Below are 15,708 nucleotides of genomic sequence, written 5' to 3'. Positions count from 1 at the left end.
CCGTGTCCAAGACGACTGTCATCGGCGGCTTTCACGCCGTCCTCGCCGCGCTGGAAGACAGCCACGACAAGCCTTTCGAGATCCTGCTGGCGGATACCCGCCAGGACGAACGCTCGCTGCGCGTCAAGGCGCTGGCCCAGCAGCACGGGGTGCGCGTGCGCGTGCTGCCGCGCTCCGACCTGGACCTGAAGGCGCCGGACGGGCTGCGCCACCAGGGCGTGCTGGCCTATGTGCCGGAAAAGAAGCTGGACGGCGAAGACCTGCTCTATGCCCCGGCCGAGCCGCATCGCCTGCTGCTGGCGCTGGACAACGTGCAGGACCCGCACAACCTCGGCGCCTGCCTGCGCACGGCCGAGGCGGTGGGCGTCAGCGCCGTGATCGTGCCGCGCGACCGCAGCGCGGCCCTGGGCGCTGCCGCCCACAAGGCCGCAGCGGGTGCAGCCGAGCGCGTGCCGCTGGTGGCGGTGACCAACCTGTCGCGCACGCTGGCGCGCCTCAAGGAACTGGGCTACTGGATCACCGGCCTGGCCGGCGAGGGCGCCGAGACGCTCTATGACGTCGATCTCACCGGGCCGGCGGTGCTGGTGATCGGAGCGGAAGCCGAGGGCATGCGCCGGCTGACGCGAGAGAGCTGCGACCGGCTGGTGCGCATCCCCATGGAGGGCAAGGCCGAGAGCCTCAATGCCTCCGTGGCGGCCGCGGTCTGCCTCTACGAGGCCTATCGCCAGCGTCACCGCCCGGCCAGAAAGAAATAAGCCGCCCGAAGGCGGCTTATCCGGCGTAGCCCCGGGCTCTGGGGCCTACTGGCAGCCTTCCGGGTCCGGCATCGGGTTGAGCAGGTAGGACATCGGCGTCAGCGGCAGGGCGAAGAACCTGCCGTCCCGGGTCGCCAGGCCGAACTGGCCCTGTTCCACCGGGTGCGGCGTGCCGTCGGGCGTGGTCACCTCGATGGCGCCCTCGTTGACGCCCACCTGCAGCGCTTCCGACAGGTCGCCTTCCACCTGCAGGTAGGGGCCCGCGCACTGTTCGCCGCTGCACAGTTCGGCGACGTAGTCGGTGCCGCGGATGCCGATGGTGGCGACCGTGGTGCGCACCAGGTAGTCCTGCTTGTCCTGCTTGCCGACCAGGCCGCTGATGGCGCGGAAGCCGCCGCGCACCAGCTTGAAGAAGGCCTTGCCGCTGCCGGGGCGCGGTGCGGGTTCCGCCGCGGTCACGGGAGCCGCTTCGGCTGCAGCTGCCGGCGCTGCGGCGACGGGGGCGGCGGCGGCCGGGTAGTCGTAGGCCTCCACCTCGAAGCGCGTGTTGGGCCGCAGCAGGACGCGGCCGCCGTCGGCGAAGCTCAGGGACAGGTAGCTGTTGTTGCCCACCTCCAGCGCCTCGCCGGCCTCGACCGGGTCGCCGCGGTGCAGGCCGCGTGCCGCGCCGCCGGGAGCGGTGGCGGTGGCCACGCCGGTGACCAGCATGACCTTGGCCGCGGCGGCCTGGGCGGCGCCGCCGGCCAGGCAGAGGGCGAGGGCGGCCGCCAGGCGGCCGGTGCGCATCAGGATCGTCTGCGTGCTCATGGCGGTCTCCTCAGAAGCGCAGGTTCAGGGCCAGGCGGACACCCTTGAGGTCGTTTTCGCCCCAGAGGTAGCTCAGCCCGGTCTTGAAGTAGCGCGTGATCGCGCCGTTGTCGGTCTTGATGAAGCCCAGGCCCACGCCGATCTCGTCGTAGCGGTTGGAGAACAGGTCGGTGCCGGTGAGCCGGGTGTCGGTGAAGCTGTACTCCATGACGATGCCGCGCGCGATCAGCGAGGTCGGGCCCGAAACCAGCAGGCCGTTGGTGAAGACCGTGTTCTGCACGTCGTACTCGGCTTCGATGTCGCCGATCTTGATGCCCACGCTCTCGTAGCGGCCGATGCTGTTGCCCAGCGACAGCGCCCAGTCGCCAAGGCGGTGGCTGTAGCTGCTGGTCAGCGAGTAGGAGGCCAGGCCGCCGCCGGCGCCCAGGTCCTCCGAGCCGGTGGCGCCGATGCCGACGGCCGGCGTCAGCGACCAGTTGTCGCTGACGGGGTGGGTGTAGGCCAGGCTGAATCCGGCCGAGTAGGAGGCCGCGCCCTCGTTGTCGGTATAGCTCAGCGGCAGCTCGAAGGACAGCTTGCGGCGCGGGTCGGCGTCGAACTTCACGGTGTAGGAGAAGGGCAGCTGCAGCGTGGTGCTGCGGTACTTGCTGCCGTTGATGGCGGTGCCGCGCGTGCTCTGGCCGGCCAGGCCGATACCCACTTCGTTCTCGCCGCGTATCGCCGCCGCGCGGGCGCGCGCCTCGGCGAAGATGCCCTGCATGTCGTCGGCCGACGCCACCATGATCGGCTGCGGCTGGCTGAAGTCGAAGGCGCTGCAGCCGCAGCCCCAGATCTGCGAGACGCGGTGGGTGAAGCCACGGTCGAAATCGCCGCGCATGCGCTGGTTCATCAGCGAGCCGGGGTTGCCGGCCAGCGGGTCGATCGGCGTCGCCTGCGCGCTGCGGGTCTGCAGGTTCTTCAGGGCGAACTTGTTCTCCTTGAGGAAATCCTTGAGCAGCTCGATGCTGTCGTCGCGGGTCTGGCCCTGGAAGCTCACGGTATCGCTGCCGGGCACCAGGTCGACGCCGTCCACCCGGAACACCAGGGTGGTGCTGGACTGCTGGAAGTCCAGCGAAGCGTCGAGGCCGCGGAAATTGATCAGCGTCATCACCGCGATGCTGTCGTTGTACTGCGGGAATTCGCGCAGCAGGTTGTCGCGGTCCAGCGCGTCGGCGGCGTCGTCGACATTGTCGAAGCCGAACTGCTTGTTGTCCTGGCCGACCGTCATGTCCAGCTCGAAGGGATCGGCCGCCGCTGCCGTTCCCGTCAGCAGCATTCCCGCCAGCACCCCTGCACAGCCCCTTGCGATCTTCTTCATGGCCACTCCCCCTGAGCGCGCATTCGCTTGTGACCCGTAGCCTAGCCCTTTTTCATGCCGTCGCAAACGCACCTTGCCCCATTTGGGCGCGTGCCCGTGGCATGGCTCTTGCTCCGCTTCTTGCGCACAGAAGATTCCATTCGTATTCTGTTGCTGCAGTTGCGGCACCAAGAAGGTGGCTAGGGTTCCGGCTCGCTCGCGCGGGTGCTGGTCCGAGAGCTGCCGACCTCCCATGAAAGGGGGGTTACACGGCGGGATAAAAGCCCGGGAGACCGCTGTATGTGGTTCTCCTGTGCATTGTCCGTTCAACCGTGTAGCCCTAAAACCGGGAGGTTTCTCCATGTTCCGCCGCAAATCCCTGCGTCTCGCGCTGATGCCCGTGCTGGCCGTCGCGCTCGCTTTCTCCTCGCTGTTCCTCGCTCCTGCCGCGTCCGCCAAGGACAAGTTCCGCGTCGCCTGGACGATCTATGTCGGCTGGATGCCCTGGGACTACGCCGCCCAGCAGGGCATCGTCAAGAAATGGGCCGACAAGTACGGCATCGAGATCGAGGTGGTGCAGGTCAACGACTACGTCGAGTCGATCAACCAGTACACCGCTGGCGCCTTCGACGGCTGCGTCATGACCAACATGGACGCGCTGACCATTCCCGCGGCCGGCGGTGTCGATTCCACCGCCCTGATCGTCGGTGACTTCTCCAACGGCAACGACGGCGTCGTGCTCAAGGGCAAGACCGCGCTCAAGGACATCAAGGGCCAGAAGGTCAACCTGGTCGAGCTGTCGGTGTCGCACTACCTGCTGGCGCGCGCGCTGGAGTCCGTGGGCCTGGCCGAAAAGGACATCAAGGTGGTCAATACCTCCGATGCCGACATCGTCGCCGCCTACGCCACGCCGGACGTGACCGCCGCCGTCACCTGGAACCCGCTGCTGTCCGAGGTCAAGGCCATGCCCAAGACCAGGGTGGTGTTCGACTCCAGCAAGATCCCCGGCGAGATCATCGACCTGATGGTGGTCAACACCGCCAAGCTGGAAAAGAACCCGGCCCTGGGCAAGGCCCTGACCGGCGCCTGGTACGAGATCATGGCGCTGATGGCCAAGAATGACGCCGCCGGCAAGGCCGCGCGCACGGCGATGGCCAAGGCTTCCGGCACCGACCTGCCCGGGTTCGACTCGCAGCTGGCCTCCACCAAGATGTTCTACAAGCCGGCCGACGCGGTGGCCTTCACCACCGGCGCGCAGCTGCCGGCGACCATGCAGAAGGTGGCGAAGTTCTCCTTCGACCACGGCCTGCTCGGCGAGGGCGCCTCCAGCGAGGGTTTCATCGGCATCGGCTACCCGGGCGGCAAGACCAGCGGCGACAAGACCAAGGTCAAGCTGCGCTTCAACGAGACGTACATGAAGCTGGCTGCGGACGGCAAGCTGTAAGCCCGACTCCCTCGCGGGGATTTTCATGAAGAAGCGCGTCATCAACCGCTTCCCGGGCCAGGGAGCGGCGGCGGTCCTCGGACTGCTGCCGTTCCTGTTGCTGCTGTTCGCCTATGCCTGGGCCTCCCACGTCCGCCTCACGGCCAATGCCGACGACAAGCTGCTGCCGGCCATGTCCAGCCTGGCCGAGGCGATCAACCGCATGGCGATGGAGCCGAACCGCCGCACCGGCGAGCTGCAGCTCTGGGCCGACACCGCCGCCAGCCTGGTCCGGCTCGGCATCGGCCTGCTGGTGGCCTCGCTGCTGGCCTTGGTCACCGGCCTGGCAACGGGCATGGTGCCCTATGTTCGTGCAGCGCTTGCACCATTTGTGCGCGTTCTGTCGATGGTGCCGCCGATGGCGATCCTGCCGATCCTGTTCATCGTCTTCGGCCTGGGCGAGCTGTCCAAGGTCGTGCTGATCGTGCTGGGCATCGCGCCCTGCATGATGCGCGACCTGCAGCAGCGGGTGATGGAACTGCCCGCCGAGCAGCTGATCAAGGCCCAGACCCTGGGCGCGCACAGCGGCCAGATCCTGTGGCGCGTGGTGCTGCCGCAGACCCTGCCGCGGCTGATCGACTCGCTGCGCCTCAACCTCGGGCCGGCCTTCCTGTTCCTGATCGCCGCCGAGGCCATTGCCGCCGAGAGCGGCCTGGGCTACCGCATCTTCCTGGTACGCCGCTACCTGGCGATGGACACGATCCTGCCTTACGTGTTGTGGATCACCCTGCTGGCCTTCCTGATGGACCTGGCGCTGCGCGGCGTCTCGCGCTGGGCCTTCCCCTGGTTCCACCAGGGCAAGGAGCGCGCATGAGCCTGCTCGAAGTCAAACAGGTGTGGAAGGAGTACGGCAGCAACATCGTGCTGGAGAAGCTGAACCTCTCCGTGAAGGAAGGCGAGTTCTGCACCATCGTCGGCACCTCCGGCTGCGGCAAGACCACCTTCCTGCGCATGCTGCTGGGCGAGGAGGGCGCCACGCGCGGCAGCATGCTGCTCGACGGCAAGCCGATGCCGGCCGAGCCGGGGCCGGACCGCGGCATCGTGTTCCAGCGCTACTCGGTGTTCCCGCACATGAGCGTGCTGGACAACGTCACCTTCGGCCTGGAGGTCTCGCGCAGCCCGCTGCTGGGCCGTCTGTTCGGCGGCGCCCGCCGCCAGGCGCGGGAAGAGGCCACGGCCATGCTGGCGCAGGTGGGCCTGAGCCACGCCCTGGACCGCTACCCCGCGGAACTGTCCGGCGGCATGCAGCAGCGCCTGGCGATCGCCCAGGCCCTGATCAAGAAGCCGCGCATCCTGCTGCTGGACGAACCCTTCGGTGCGCTGGACCCCGGCATCCGCGCCGACATGCACGCACTGGTGTTGAAGCTGTGGCGGGAGTCGGGCCTGACCATCTTCATGATCACGCACGATCTCAAGGAAGGCTTCAAGCTCGGTACGCGCCTGCTGGTGTTCGACAAGCCGCGCCTGGACCCGCAGGCCCCCAACCGCTTCGGCGCCACGATCACCTACGACCTGCCGATCGGCCGCGAAGGCCCGTCGCTGCTGGCCGAGATCCAGGGCGCCGTCACCGAAACCTCCAGATTCATCGACAAGCAATGAGCGACATCCTCTACCACGACACGCTGCCCGGCGGCTGTCACTGGTCGCTGCAGCTGCGCCGCGGCCAGCTGCTGCGCCTGGTGGACAGCGACGGCGGCGCCAACCTCGGCATGCTGCTGTACAACCCCTATGCGCTGCTGGAGCGCATCAACGTGCCTGACACGCTCAAGTGCCAGCACACCTTCCGCCTCGGCAAGGGCCATTGCATCTACTCCGACATGGGTCGCGTGTTCTGTTCCATCGTCGAGGACACGGCTGGCTGGCACGACGCGGTCTGCGGCGCCGCCAGCCGTGAGCTGGTGGAGCGCCGCTGGGGCCGCAAGCGCTACCAGCAGGCGCGCAACGACATGCACCGCAGCGGCATCGACGGCTTCCTGGTCGAGCTGGCCAAACATGGCCTGGGCCGCAGGGACCTGGCGGCCAACCTCAACCTGTTCAGCAAGGTGGTGGCCGACGACTCCGGCGCGCTGCGCTATGTCGAAGGCGCGTCGAAGCCCGGCAGCTTCGTCGACCTGCGCTTCGAGATGGACAGCCTGGTGGTGATGAGCGCCGCGCCGCATCCGCTGAACCCGGCGGCCGAGTGGCCGGCTCGCCCGGTGCGTTATGAAATCCGCGAGGCGCTGCCGATGACGCACCCGGACGTCTGCTGCGACTCGCGCCCGGAGAACCAGCGCGGCTTCGCCAACAACCGCTTGTACCAGCTGTCACTCGGAGGTGTGCGGTGATCGTCGAAAGCAGGCTGCAACCCGAGGCCGCCGGCTACCGCCGCGTGGTCGAGGCCGGCGACTACTGGATGCATACCGTGCGCAAGGGCCAGACCCTGCGCATCCTCGACCTGGAGGGCAACCAGGCCGCCGACACGCTGTTCTACAGCGCCGCCGATCCCGGCGAGCGCTACAGCGCGGTGGACACGATCCGCGAGCAGGGCAACGTGTATCTCACGGCCGGCACGCGGCTGATGTCCACCGGCGGCCAGGTGCTGCTGCAGATCGTCGCGGATACCTGCGGCCGCCACGACACCCTCGGCGGCGCCTGCGCCACCGAGAGCAACACCGTGCGCTACTCGCTGGAAAAGAAATGCATGCACGCCTGCCGCGATTCCTATCTGCTGGCGGTGGCGGAGAACGAGCAGTACGGCCTCGGCAAGCGCGACATCACGCATAACATCAACTTCTTCATGAACGTGCCGGTGACGCCGGAGGGCGGGCTGACGTTCGCCGACGGCATTTCGGCGCCGGGCAAGTACGTGGAGCTGCGCGCCGAGATGGATGTGGTGGCGCTGATCTCCAACTGCCCGCAGCTCAACAACCCCTGCAACGCCTACAACCCGACACCGATCGAGGTGTTGATCTGGGACTAGGAGTTTCAGTCCGCAAATGAACGCGAATGAACGCAAATATTCTCAATCTGGAATTCTTCATTCGCGTTGATTTGCGTGCATTTGCGGACTGTTTTTCTTTCTGACCCCTCCGGGACGGCCCGGTGGTGCAAAACCTCGGCGGGACGGCCCGCAAACGAGCGAGACATGTTCAAGAAGGTCCTGATCGCCAACCGCGGTGCGATTTCCTGCCGCATCCAGCGCACCCTGCGCCGGATGGGGATCGCCTCGGTGGCGGTGTACACGCGCGCCGATGCCGGCTCGCTGCACCTGCAATCGGCAGACGAAGCAGTCTGCATCGGCGAGGCGCTGGCAGCCGAGAGCTATCTCAATATCGACAAGATCATCGCCGCGGCCCTGCACAGCGGCGCCGAAGCGATCCACCCGGGCTACGGCTTCCTCAGCGAGAACCTGGACTTCGCCGCCGCCTGCGAAAAGGCTGGCCTGGCCTTCATCGGCCCGACGCCGCAGCAGATTTCCGCTTTCGGCCTCAAGCACACCGCACGCCAGCTGGCGCAGGACAACGGCGTACCGCTGCTGCCGGGCTCGGGCCTGCTGCGCGGCATCGAGGATGCGGTGGAAAAGGCCGAAGTCATCGGCTACCCGGTGATGCTCAAGAGCACCGCCGGCGGTGGCGGCATCGGCATGCAGCGCTGCCGCAGCGTCGAGGAACTGCGCGCGGCCTACGACTCGGTGCAGCGCCTGTCGCGCAACAACTTCCGCAACGACGGACTGTTCCTGGAGAAGTTCGTCGAGCGTGCCCGCCATATCGAGGTGCAGCTGTTCGGCGACGGGCAGGGCAAGGTGGTGGCGGTAGGCGAGCGCGACTGCTCGCTGCAGCGCCGCAACCAGAAGGTGGTGGAAGAAGCCCCGGCGCCGAACCTGCCGCAGGACGTGCGCGAGGCCCTGTGGGCCACCGCGGTGAAGCTCGGCGAGGCGGTGGCCTACCGCTCCGCCGGCACCGTCGAGTACATCTACGACGACGACGCGCAGCGCTTCTATTTCCTCGAGGTGAACACGCGCCTGCAGGTGGAGCACGGGGTCACCGAGGAAACCACCGGCGTCGACCTGGTGGAATGGATGATCCGCTGCGCTGCCGGCGAGAGCGATTTCCTGCGCGATTTCCGCTACCGGCCGCACGGCCACGCCATCCAGGTGCGTCTCTACGCCGAGGATCCGGCACGCAACTTCCAACCGGTGGCGGGGCGGCTCACGGCTGTCGAGTTTCCCTCTGGCCTGCGCTGCGACCGCTGGATCGAGCCCGGCGTCGAGGTGCCGCCTTACTACGACCCGATGCTGGCCAAGCTGATCGCCCATGGCGAGAACCGCGAGGCTGCCCGTACCGCGCTGGCCGCGGCGCTGGCGCAGAGCCGCATCGGCGGCATCGAGACCAATCTCGAATACCTGCGCCAGGTGCTGGCCGAGCCGGCTTTCGCCGAAGGACGCCAGACCACCGCGACGCTGGGTGCCTTCCAGTACCGCAGCGCCGGCATCGAGGTGCTGGAAGCCGGCACACAGAGCACGGTGCAGGACTACCCCGGGCGCATCGGCTACTGGAACGTCGGCGTGCCGCCCTCGGGTCCCTACGACAGCCTGGCGCTGCGCCTGGGCAACCGCGTGCTCGGCAATGCGCCGGGGACTCCGGCGCTGGAGATGGCGTTGACCGGCGCGGTGCTGCGCTTCCGTAACGAAACCCGCATTTGCATCGCCGGCGCCGATATGGGCGCGATGCTGGACGGCAGGCCGCTGCCCTCCTGGCAGGCCGTCACCGTGCCGGCCGGCGCGACACTGGCCTTCGGCGCGGTGCGCGGCGGCGGCGCGCGCGGTTATCTTTGCGTGGCCGGCGGTTTCGACGTACCGGCCTACCTCGGCAGTGCCAGCACCTTCACCCTGGGCCGCTTCGGCGGCCACGGTGGCCGCGCGCTGCTGCCGGGCGACGTGCTGCATGTCGGCGAAGCCTCCGCTGCGCAGCCGCAGGACCTGCCCGCGGAACTGCGCCCGCAGTACCGTCATGACTGGCAGTTCCGCGTGATCTACGGCCCGCACGGCGCGCCGGATTTCTTCACGCCCGAGGACATCGCCGAGTTCTTCGCCGCGAGCTGGGAGGTGCATTACAACTCCAGCCGCACGGGTATCCGCCTGATCGGTCCCAAGCCGCGCTGGGCGCGGCGCGACGGCGGCGAGGCCGGCCTGCATCCCTCCAACATCCACGACAACGCCTACGCCGTCGGCGCGGTGGACTTCACCGGCGACATGCCGGTGATCCTGGGGCCCGATGGCCCGAGCCTGGGCGGATTCGTCTGCCCGGTGACCATCGTCAAGGCCGATCTCTGGCAGCTGGGCCAGCTGCGCCCGGGCGACCGGCTGCGCTTCCTGCCGGTGGGCATCGACGGTGCGGAGGCACTGGAGCGTGCCCAGCTCGACTTCATCGAGCGCTTCGAGGCCGCCGAAGCGGTGGTGCCGGTCATCGCGGTTCCCGACACTGCGGTGCTGGCGCGTTACGACGACGGCCCGCTGCCGCTGGTGATCCGTCCCTCCGGCGACGACAACCTGTTGCTGGAATACGGCCCGCAGGAGCTGGACCTCAACCTGCGCTTCCGCGTGCATGCGCTGATGTGCCATCTGCAGGAACAGGACATCCCCGGCCTGCTGGAGCTGACGCCGGGCATCCGCTCGCTGCAGCTGCACTACGACAACCTGCGCCTGCCGCAGGCACGGCTGCTGGAGCTGCTGCGCGAGGCCGAGCACGCGCTGCCGCCGATCGAGGACATGGAGGTGCCGACGCGCATCGTCCACCTGCCGATCTCCTGGGACGACGCGGCCTGCCGACTGGCGATCGAGAAGTACATGCAGTCGGTGCGCCGCGACGCGCCCTGGTGCCCGAGCAACCTCGAGTTCATCCGCCGCATCAATGGCCTTGAGAGCATGGACGAGGTGAAGCGCATCTTCTTCGAGGCCCGCTACCTGGTGATGGGCCTGGGCGACGTCTACCTCGGTGCGCCGGTGGCGACGCCGCTGGATCCGCGCCACCGCCTGGTCACCACCAAGTACAACCCGGCGCGCACCTGGACGCCGGAGAACGCGGTGGGCATCGGCGGCGCCTATCTCTGCGTCTACGGCATGGAAGGCCCCGGCGGCTACCAGTTCGTCGGCCGCACGCTGCAGATGTGGAACAGCTGGAAGCAGACCGGGGCCTTCGGCGAAGGCAAGCCCTGGCTGCTGCGCTTCTTCGACCAGCTGCGCTTCTACGAGGTCTCGGCGGAGGAACTGCTGCGCATCCGCGAGGACTTTCCGCGCGGACGCTACCCGCTGCGCATCGAGGAGCAGACCTTCCGCCTGCGCGACTACCAGGCCTTCCTGGAGCAGAACCGCGAGGGCATCGCCGCCTTCAAGTCGCGCCAGCAGGAAGCTTTCGAAGAGGAGCGCCAGCGCTGGGCCGCGGCGGGCCAGGACGTGGTGGGTGCCGAGGCCGAAGCGCCGCCGCCGGCGGTGGACGTGCTGGCTGCTGGGGAGCGCGCCGTGCCCAGCCCGGTGCCGGGCAGCGTCTGGCAGATCGCGGTGCAGCCGGGGCAGCAGGTGCGCGCCGGCGACACCGTGGCGCTGGTGGAGTCGATGAAGATGGAAATCTCGGTGGTCGCCAGTGTCAGCGGCACCGTGCGCCGCGTGCTGTGCACGCCGGGGCAGGGCGTCACGCCCGGACAAAGCCTGCTGGTACTGGAGGAAGCCGCATGAGAGACCTTGCCCTTGCATCCCTGCTGCACGACTACCGTGCCGGCCTGAAGCCCGCCGACCTGGTCGCGGAGCTGCGCGTCCGCATCGCCGCCCACGCCGATCACCATGCCTGGATCACGCTGCTCGACGAGGCGCAGCTGGCGCCGCACCTGGCGCGGCTCGAAGGGCAGGGGCCGGACACGCTGCCGCTGTACGGCATCCCCTTCGCGATCAAGGACAACATCGATCTCGCCGGCGTGCCCACCACGGCGGCCTGCCCGGACTTCGCCTATACACCGCAGCGCAGCGCGACCGTGGTGCAGCGCCTGCTCGATGCCGGCGCGATCCCGCTGGGCAAGACCAACCTCGACCAGTTCGCCACCGGCCTGGTCGGTACCCGCTCGCCCTATGGCGCCGTGCGCAATGCCTTCGACCCGGCCTACATCAGCGGCGGTTCCAGCGCCGGCTCGGCCGTGGCCCTGGCGCTGGGCGAGGTCAGCTTCTCCCTGGGCACCGACACCGCCGGCTCGGGCCGCGTGCCGGCCGGCTTCAACAACCTGCTGGGCATCAAGCCGACGCGCGGGCGCTGGTCCATCGCCGGCGTGGTGCCGGCCTGCCGCAGCCTCGACTGCCCCTCGCTGTTCGCGCTGAACCCGGAGGACGCGCGGCGTATCGGCGCGGTGATGGACGGGGCTGATTCCACCGATCCCTGGAGCCGGCGCGGACAGGCCGTGAGCGGCCCGCTGGAAGGACTGCGCCTGGGCGTGCTGCGCGCGGACCAGCTGGAGTTCTTCGGCAACGCCGGCTACGCAGCGCTGTTCGCGCAGGCCATGCTGCGCTGGCAGTCGCTGGGGGCGGAACTGGTGCAGCTGGACTTCGCTCCCTTCAGCGACGTGGCGAAACTGCTGTACGAGGGCCCCTGGGTTGCCGAGCGCCGCCATGCAACGCAGGCCGTCGCCCCGGAGTCGATGCTGCCGGTGATCCGCCAGGTGCTGGCCAAGGGCGAGGGCATCGACGCGGTCGGCACGTTCGACGGCTTCTATCGCCTGCAGGCGCTGAAGCGGGCAGCGGATACCGTGCTGGCCGGGGTCCATGCCGTCCTGACGCCCACCGCTCCCACGCACTACCGCATTGCCGAGCTGGAGGCCGAGCCGCTGCTGCTCAACAGCCGCCTCGGCACCTACACCAACTTCATGAACCTGCTGGACTACGCCGCCGTGGCCGCGCCCGCCGGCATGACCCCGGCGGGGCTGCCCTTCGGCATCACCCTGTTCGGCCCGGCCTGGTCCGACGACTACCTGCTGGCGCTGGCGCAGCGCTGGATGGCGGCCGATCCGCAGGCCAGCGGCCGCGACGCCAGCCGCTGGACCCCGCAGGCGCCGCCCGCGCCGCCCGGCCGCATCGAGGTCGCGGTCTGCGGCGCGCACCTGTCCGGCATGCCGCTCAACCACCAGCTGACCAGCCGCGGTGCCTTCCTGGTGGCGGCCACCCGCAGCGCGCCCTGCTACCGCCTGATCGCCCTGGCTGGCGGCCCGCCGTTCCGCCCGGGCATGATCCGCGACGCGGATCGCGGCGCCGCCATCGAGGTCGAGGTCTGGTCGGTGCCCGAGGCCGCGTTCGGCAGCTTCGTCGCCGGCATCCCGGCGCCGCTGGGCATCGGCAAGCTGGAGCTGGCCGGCGGCCGCTGGGTCAGCGGCTTCATCTGCGAGTCCGTCGGGGAGGCGGGCGCCCGCGACATCACCCACCTGGGCGGCTGGCGAGCGTATGTTTCCCAGTCCGCGAATGAACGCAAATGAACGCAAATGTTCAAGAGGGTGTATTCGCGTTTATTTGCGTCCATTTGCGGACCGCGTCTCTTTGCGCTCCTGAATGACAAAGAGATTGCATCAAGCCGCTGATTCCCTTAAGATTCGCGCCCCTTCATCCCGTCCGGGGTGAGGCTTTTGTTTTTCCACTTGCTCCACGGCTGCTTCAGATGCCGGGGGCCGCAGGGTAAAAACCCTGTGTCCACAAGGAGTTGTCGATGCGTCACTACGAAATCGTGGTCATGGTGCATCCGGACCAGAGTGAACAGGTTCCGGCCATGATCGAGCGCTACAAGAATATGGTCACCACGACCGGCGGCAAGATTCACCGCCTGGAAGACTGGGGCCGCCGCCAGCTGGCTTACCCGATCGCCAAGGCCCACAAGGCCCACTACGTTCTGATGAACGTCGAGTGCAGCGATCCCGCCCTGGCCGAACTGGAGAACGCGTTCCGTTTCAACGACGCCGTGATCCGCAAGCTGGTGGTCAAGGTCGAAGCCGCCGTGGTCGACCAGTCGCCGCTGTTCAAGGTGCAGGACGAAGAGAAGAAGCCCGGTGAGTTCCGCGCCCGTCACACCGACGAAGGCGAAGGCGAGGGCGACGAAGCCCAGTCCGAAACCGCTGTTGAAGGAGCCTAAGTCATGGCACAGTTTTTCCGTCGCAAGAAGTCCTGCAAGTTCAGCGGTCAGAACGCCCCGGCGATCGACTACAAGGACCTGTCCACCCTCAAGCAGTACGTCGGCGAGAACGGCAAGATCGTTCCGGCCCGCATCACCGGCACCAAGTCGCGCTACCAGCGCGAACTGGCCACGGCGATCAAGCGCGCGCGCTTCCTGGCGCTGCTGCCGTACAGCGATAGCCACGGCTAAGGAGAACGACCATGGAAGTCATTCTGCTCGAGAAGATCAAGAAGCTCGGCGACCTCGGCGAAAGCGTCAAGGTCAAGGCCGGTTTCGGCCGCAACTACCTGCTGCCGCAGGGCAAGGCGCTGCCGGCCACCGAAGCCAACCGCAAGGTGTTCGAGACCCGCAAGGCCGACCTGCTGAAGAAGGCCAACGATTCCCTGTCCGCCGCCAACATGCGCGCCGGCAAGATCAACGGCCAGACCGTCACCATCAAGGTGCTGGCGGCTGAAGAAGGCAAGCTCTACGGTTCGGTCGGTCCGGCCGAAGTCGTGGACGCCGCCGCTGCCCAGGGTATCGACATCAAGAAGAGCGAGATCGACATGACCTCCGGTCCGATCCGCCAGGTCGGCAGCTACTCCATCAGCGTGCGCCTGCACACTGAAGTGGAAGCCGTCCTGACCGTGGTGGTGGCCGACAACAAGTCGCAGGCCGCTTCCGCCGCCTGAGGCTTGCCGCGAGGCATCTGACGGCCCGCCTCGGCGGGCCGTTTTTCGTTGTGCCGCCGCCTGAAAGGCGGTTCCGTAGCGCCCGGCCCGATCATCTACAATCGCCCCATGCAAAACCCGCCCAAGCATCCCCCGCATTCCATCGACGCCGAAATGTCCGTCCTCGGCGGGATGATGCTGGACAACGGGGCCGGCTTCGAAGTGCTGGACACGCTGCGCGAGGTCGATTTCTACCTCCACGCGCACCAGCTGATCTTCACGGCGATGCGCGACCTGCTCAGTGCCCACAAGCCCTGCGATTTCCTGACCGTCACCGAGGCCCTGCGCTACAACAACAAGCTGGAAGAGGCCGGCGGGGTGTCGTACATCGGCACGCTGGCCAACGACACGCCCAGCGCCGCCAACACCATGGCCTACGCCGAGATCGTGCGCGAGCGCTCGGTGCTGCGGCAGCTGATCTCGACCGGGCAGGGCATCGCCGACATCGGCTTCCGTCCCGAGGGCCGCACGGCCAGTGTCCTGCTGGAAGAGGCCGAGCAGAAGGTCTTTGCCCTGCGCCAGGGCGACGCCAAGGGCAAGGTCCAGTACCACAGCATGCCGCCGCTGCTGGACCACATCGCCAAGACCCTGGAAGACGCCAAGGGCAAGCCCGGCGGCCGCAAGGGCCTGCTCACCGGCTTCCGCGACTTCGATTCCAAGACCAACGGCCTGCACCCGGGCGACCTGGTAATCGTGGCCGGCCGCCCCGGCATGGGCAAGACCTCGTTCGCGATGAACATCGCCGAGCACGTCGCGATCGAAACCAAGCAGCCGGTGGCGGTGTTCAGCATGGAAATGGCGGCGGAGCAGCTGGTGTTCCGCGTGCTGTCGTCCTTCGGCGGCATCGACCAGCAGAACCTGCGCAACGCCGCGATGGACGACACCGAGTGGGACCGGCTGGCCTCGGCCATCGGCCTGATGCGCGAGGCGCCGCTGTTCATCGACGAAACCGGCGCGCTGTCGCCGCTGGAACTGCGCGCCCGGGCGCGCCGTATCGCCGCGCGCCACGGCCTGAGCCTGATCGTGGTGGACTACATCCAGCTGATGCAGGTGCCAGGCTCGGACAACCGCGCCAACGAGGTCGCCGAGATCTCGCGCAGCCTCAAGGCCCTGGGCAAGGAGCTGAGCGTGCCGGTGATCGCGCTGTCGCAGCTCAACCGCGGCGTCGAGCAGCGCGACAACAAGCGCCCGCGCATGGCCGACCTGCGCGAGTCCGGCGGTATCGAGCAGGACGCCGACGTCGTCGTGTTCGTCTACCGCGACGACTACTACAACCCGGAAACCTCGCCGGACAAGGGCCAGGCCGAACTGATCATCGCCAAGCAGCGTAGCGGCCCCACCGGCATGGTGAAGGTCGGCTTCGAAGGCCGTTACACCAAGTTCCGCGACCTGGCGGATTCCTCGTACGCGCAGTACTGATGGCGCCGCCCCGCGTCCGCCCCGG

General features: G+C 68.0%; 14 protein-coding genes and 1 riboswitch. Of the genes, 12 read left to right on the top strand and 2 right to left on the bottom strand.

Annotation, left to right across the window (positions count from 1 at the left end; all coding sequences use genetic code 11):
• Window positions 1–2 precede the first annotated feature (2 nt).
• On the top strand, window positions 3–755 hold the full coding sequence (gene rlmB / locus D0B54_RS13740) for a 23S rRNA (guanosine(2251)-2'-O)-methyltransferase RlmB (protein ID WP_117291867.1): 753 nt from the start codon (window positions 3–5) through the stop codon (window positions 753–755).
• Between the two features lie 45 nt (window positions 756–800).
• Here the strand turns inward: rlmB and D0B54_RS13735 are convergent, their stop codons facing one another.
• The gene (locus D0B54_RS13735; RefSeq protein ID WP_117291866.1) at window positions 801–1,562 is read right to left on the bottom strand and encodes a FecR family protein; all 762 of its coding nucleotides are present in this window, start codon (window positions 1,560–1,562) and stop codon (window positions 801–803) included.
• Between the two features lie 10 nt (window positions 1,563–1,572).
• Window positions 1,573–2,919 (bottom strand): hypothetical protein, encoded by a 1,347-nt coding sequence (locus tag D0B54_RS13730; protein ID WP_162932416.1) that lies wholly within the window; start codon window positions 2,917–2,919, stop codon window positions 1,573–1,575.
• Window positions 2,920–3,087: 168 nt separating this feature from the next.
• A riboswitch (guanidine-I (ykkC/yxkD leader) is annotated at window positions 3,088–3,192 on the top strand.
• 67 nt (window positions 3,193–3,259) lie between these two features.
• Here D0B54_RS13730 and D0B54_RS13725 point away from each other — a divergent pair.
• The 11 genes from D0B54_RS13725 to dnaB all read left to right on the top strand — a co-directional run bounded on the left by D0B54_RS13725 (window position 3,260) and on the right by dnaB (window position 15,683).
• Window positions 3,260–4,342, top strand: a complete 1,083-nt coding sequence (locus D0B54_RS13725) for a putative urea ABC transporter substrate-binding protein (protein ID WP_205527121.1) — start codon at window positions 3,260–3,262, stop codon at window positions 4,340–4,342.
• Between the two features lie 25 nt (window positions 4,343–4,367).
• Window positions 4,368–5,195 (top strand): ABC transporter permease, encoded by an 828-nt coding sequence (locus D0B54_RS13720; protein WP_117291864.1) that lies wholly within the window; start codon window positions 4,368–4,370, stop codon window positions 5,193–5,195.
• Complete coding sequence (locus tag D0B54_RS13715) at window positions 5,192–5,980, top strand: ABC transporter ATP-binding protein (protein WP_117291863.1); 789 nt, start codon at window positions 5,192–5,194, stop codon at window positions 5,978–5,980. Before D0B54_RS13720 ends, D0B54_RS13715 begins: the two co-directional genes overlap by 4 nt.
• Window positions 5,977–6,705, top strand: coding sequence for an urea amidolyase associated protein UAAP1 (locus D0B54_RS13710; protein ID WP_117291862.1), 729 nt, complete (start codon window positions 5,977–5,979; stop codon window positions 6,703–6,705). The genes D0B54_RS13715 and D0B54_RS13710 overlap by 4 nt, the downstream gene beginning before the upstream one ends.
• A complete protein-coding gene (locus D0B54_RS13705) occupies window positions 6,702–7,340 on the top strand; it encodes an urea amidolyase associated protein UAAP2 (RefSeq protein WP_117291861.1) in 639 nt (212 codons plus the stop codon). The genes D0B54_RS13710 and D0B54_RS13705 overlap by 4 nt, the downstream gene beginning before the upstream one ends.
• Before the next feature lie 165 nt (window positions 7,341–7,505).
• A complete protein-coding gene (gene uca / locus D0B54_RS13700) occupies window positions 7,506–11,090 on the top strand; it encodes an urea carboxylase (RefSeq protein ID WP_117291860.1) in 3,585 nt (1,194 codons plus the stop codon).
• Window positions 11,087–12,865 (top strand): allophanate hydrolase, encoded by a 1,779-nt coding sequence (gene atzF / locus D0B54_RS13695; protein ID WP_117291859.1) that lies wholly within the window; start codon window positions 11,087–11,089, stop codon window positions 12,863–12,865. Before uca ends, atzF begins: the two co-directional genes overlap by 4 nt.
• Window positions 12,866–13,092: 227 nt before the next feature.
• On the top strand, window positions 13,093–13,512 hold the full coding sequence (gene rpsF / locus D0B54_RS13690; RefSeq protein WP_117291858.1) for a 30S ribosomal protein S6: 420 nt from the start codon (window positions 13,093–13,095) through the stop codon (window positions 13,510–13,512).
• 3 nt (window positions 13,513–13,515) lie between these two features.
• The gene (gene rpsR, locus D0B54_RS13685) at window positions 13,516–13,743 is read left to right on the top strand and encodes a 30S ribosomal protein S18 (RefSeq protein WP_117291857.1); all 228 of its coding nucleotides are present in this window, start codon (window positions 13,516–13,518) and stop codon (window positions 13,741–13,743) included.
• An 11-nt stretch (window positions 13,744–13,754) separates the two neighbouring features.
• Window positions 13,755–14,225, top strand: a complete 471-nt coding sequence (gene rplI / locus D0B54_RS13680; protein WP_117291856.1) for a 50S ribosomal protein L9 — start codon at window positions 13,755–13,757, stop codon at window positions 14,223–14,225.
• Between the two features lie 108 nt (window positions 14,226–14,333).
• Entirely contained in the window at window positions 14,334–15,683 is a 1,350-nt protein-coding gene (gene dnaB, locus D0B54_RS13675) for a replicative DNA helicase (protein ID WP_117295228.1), read from the top strand.
• The last annotated feature ends 25 nt before the right edge of the window (window positions 15,684–15,708 follow it).

Source organism: Solimonas sp. K1W22B-7, assembly GCF_003428335.1.
Classification (GTDB): Bacteria; Pseudomonadota; Gammaproteobacteria; order Nevskiales; family Nevskiaceae; genus Solimonas_A.
Note: the sequence above shows the minus strand (reverse complement) of the source record. Positions and strands in the feature narration are given on the sequence as shown.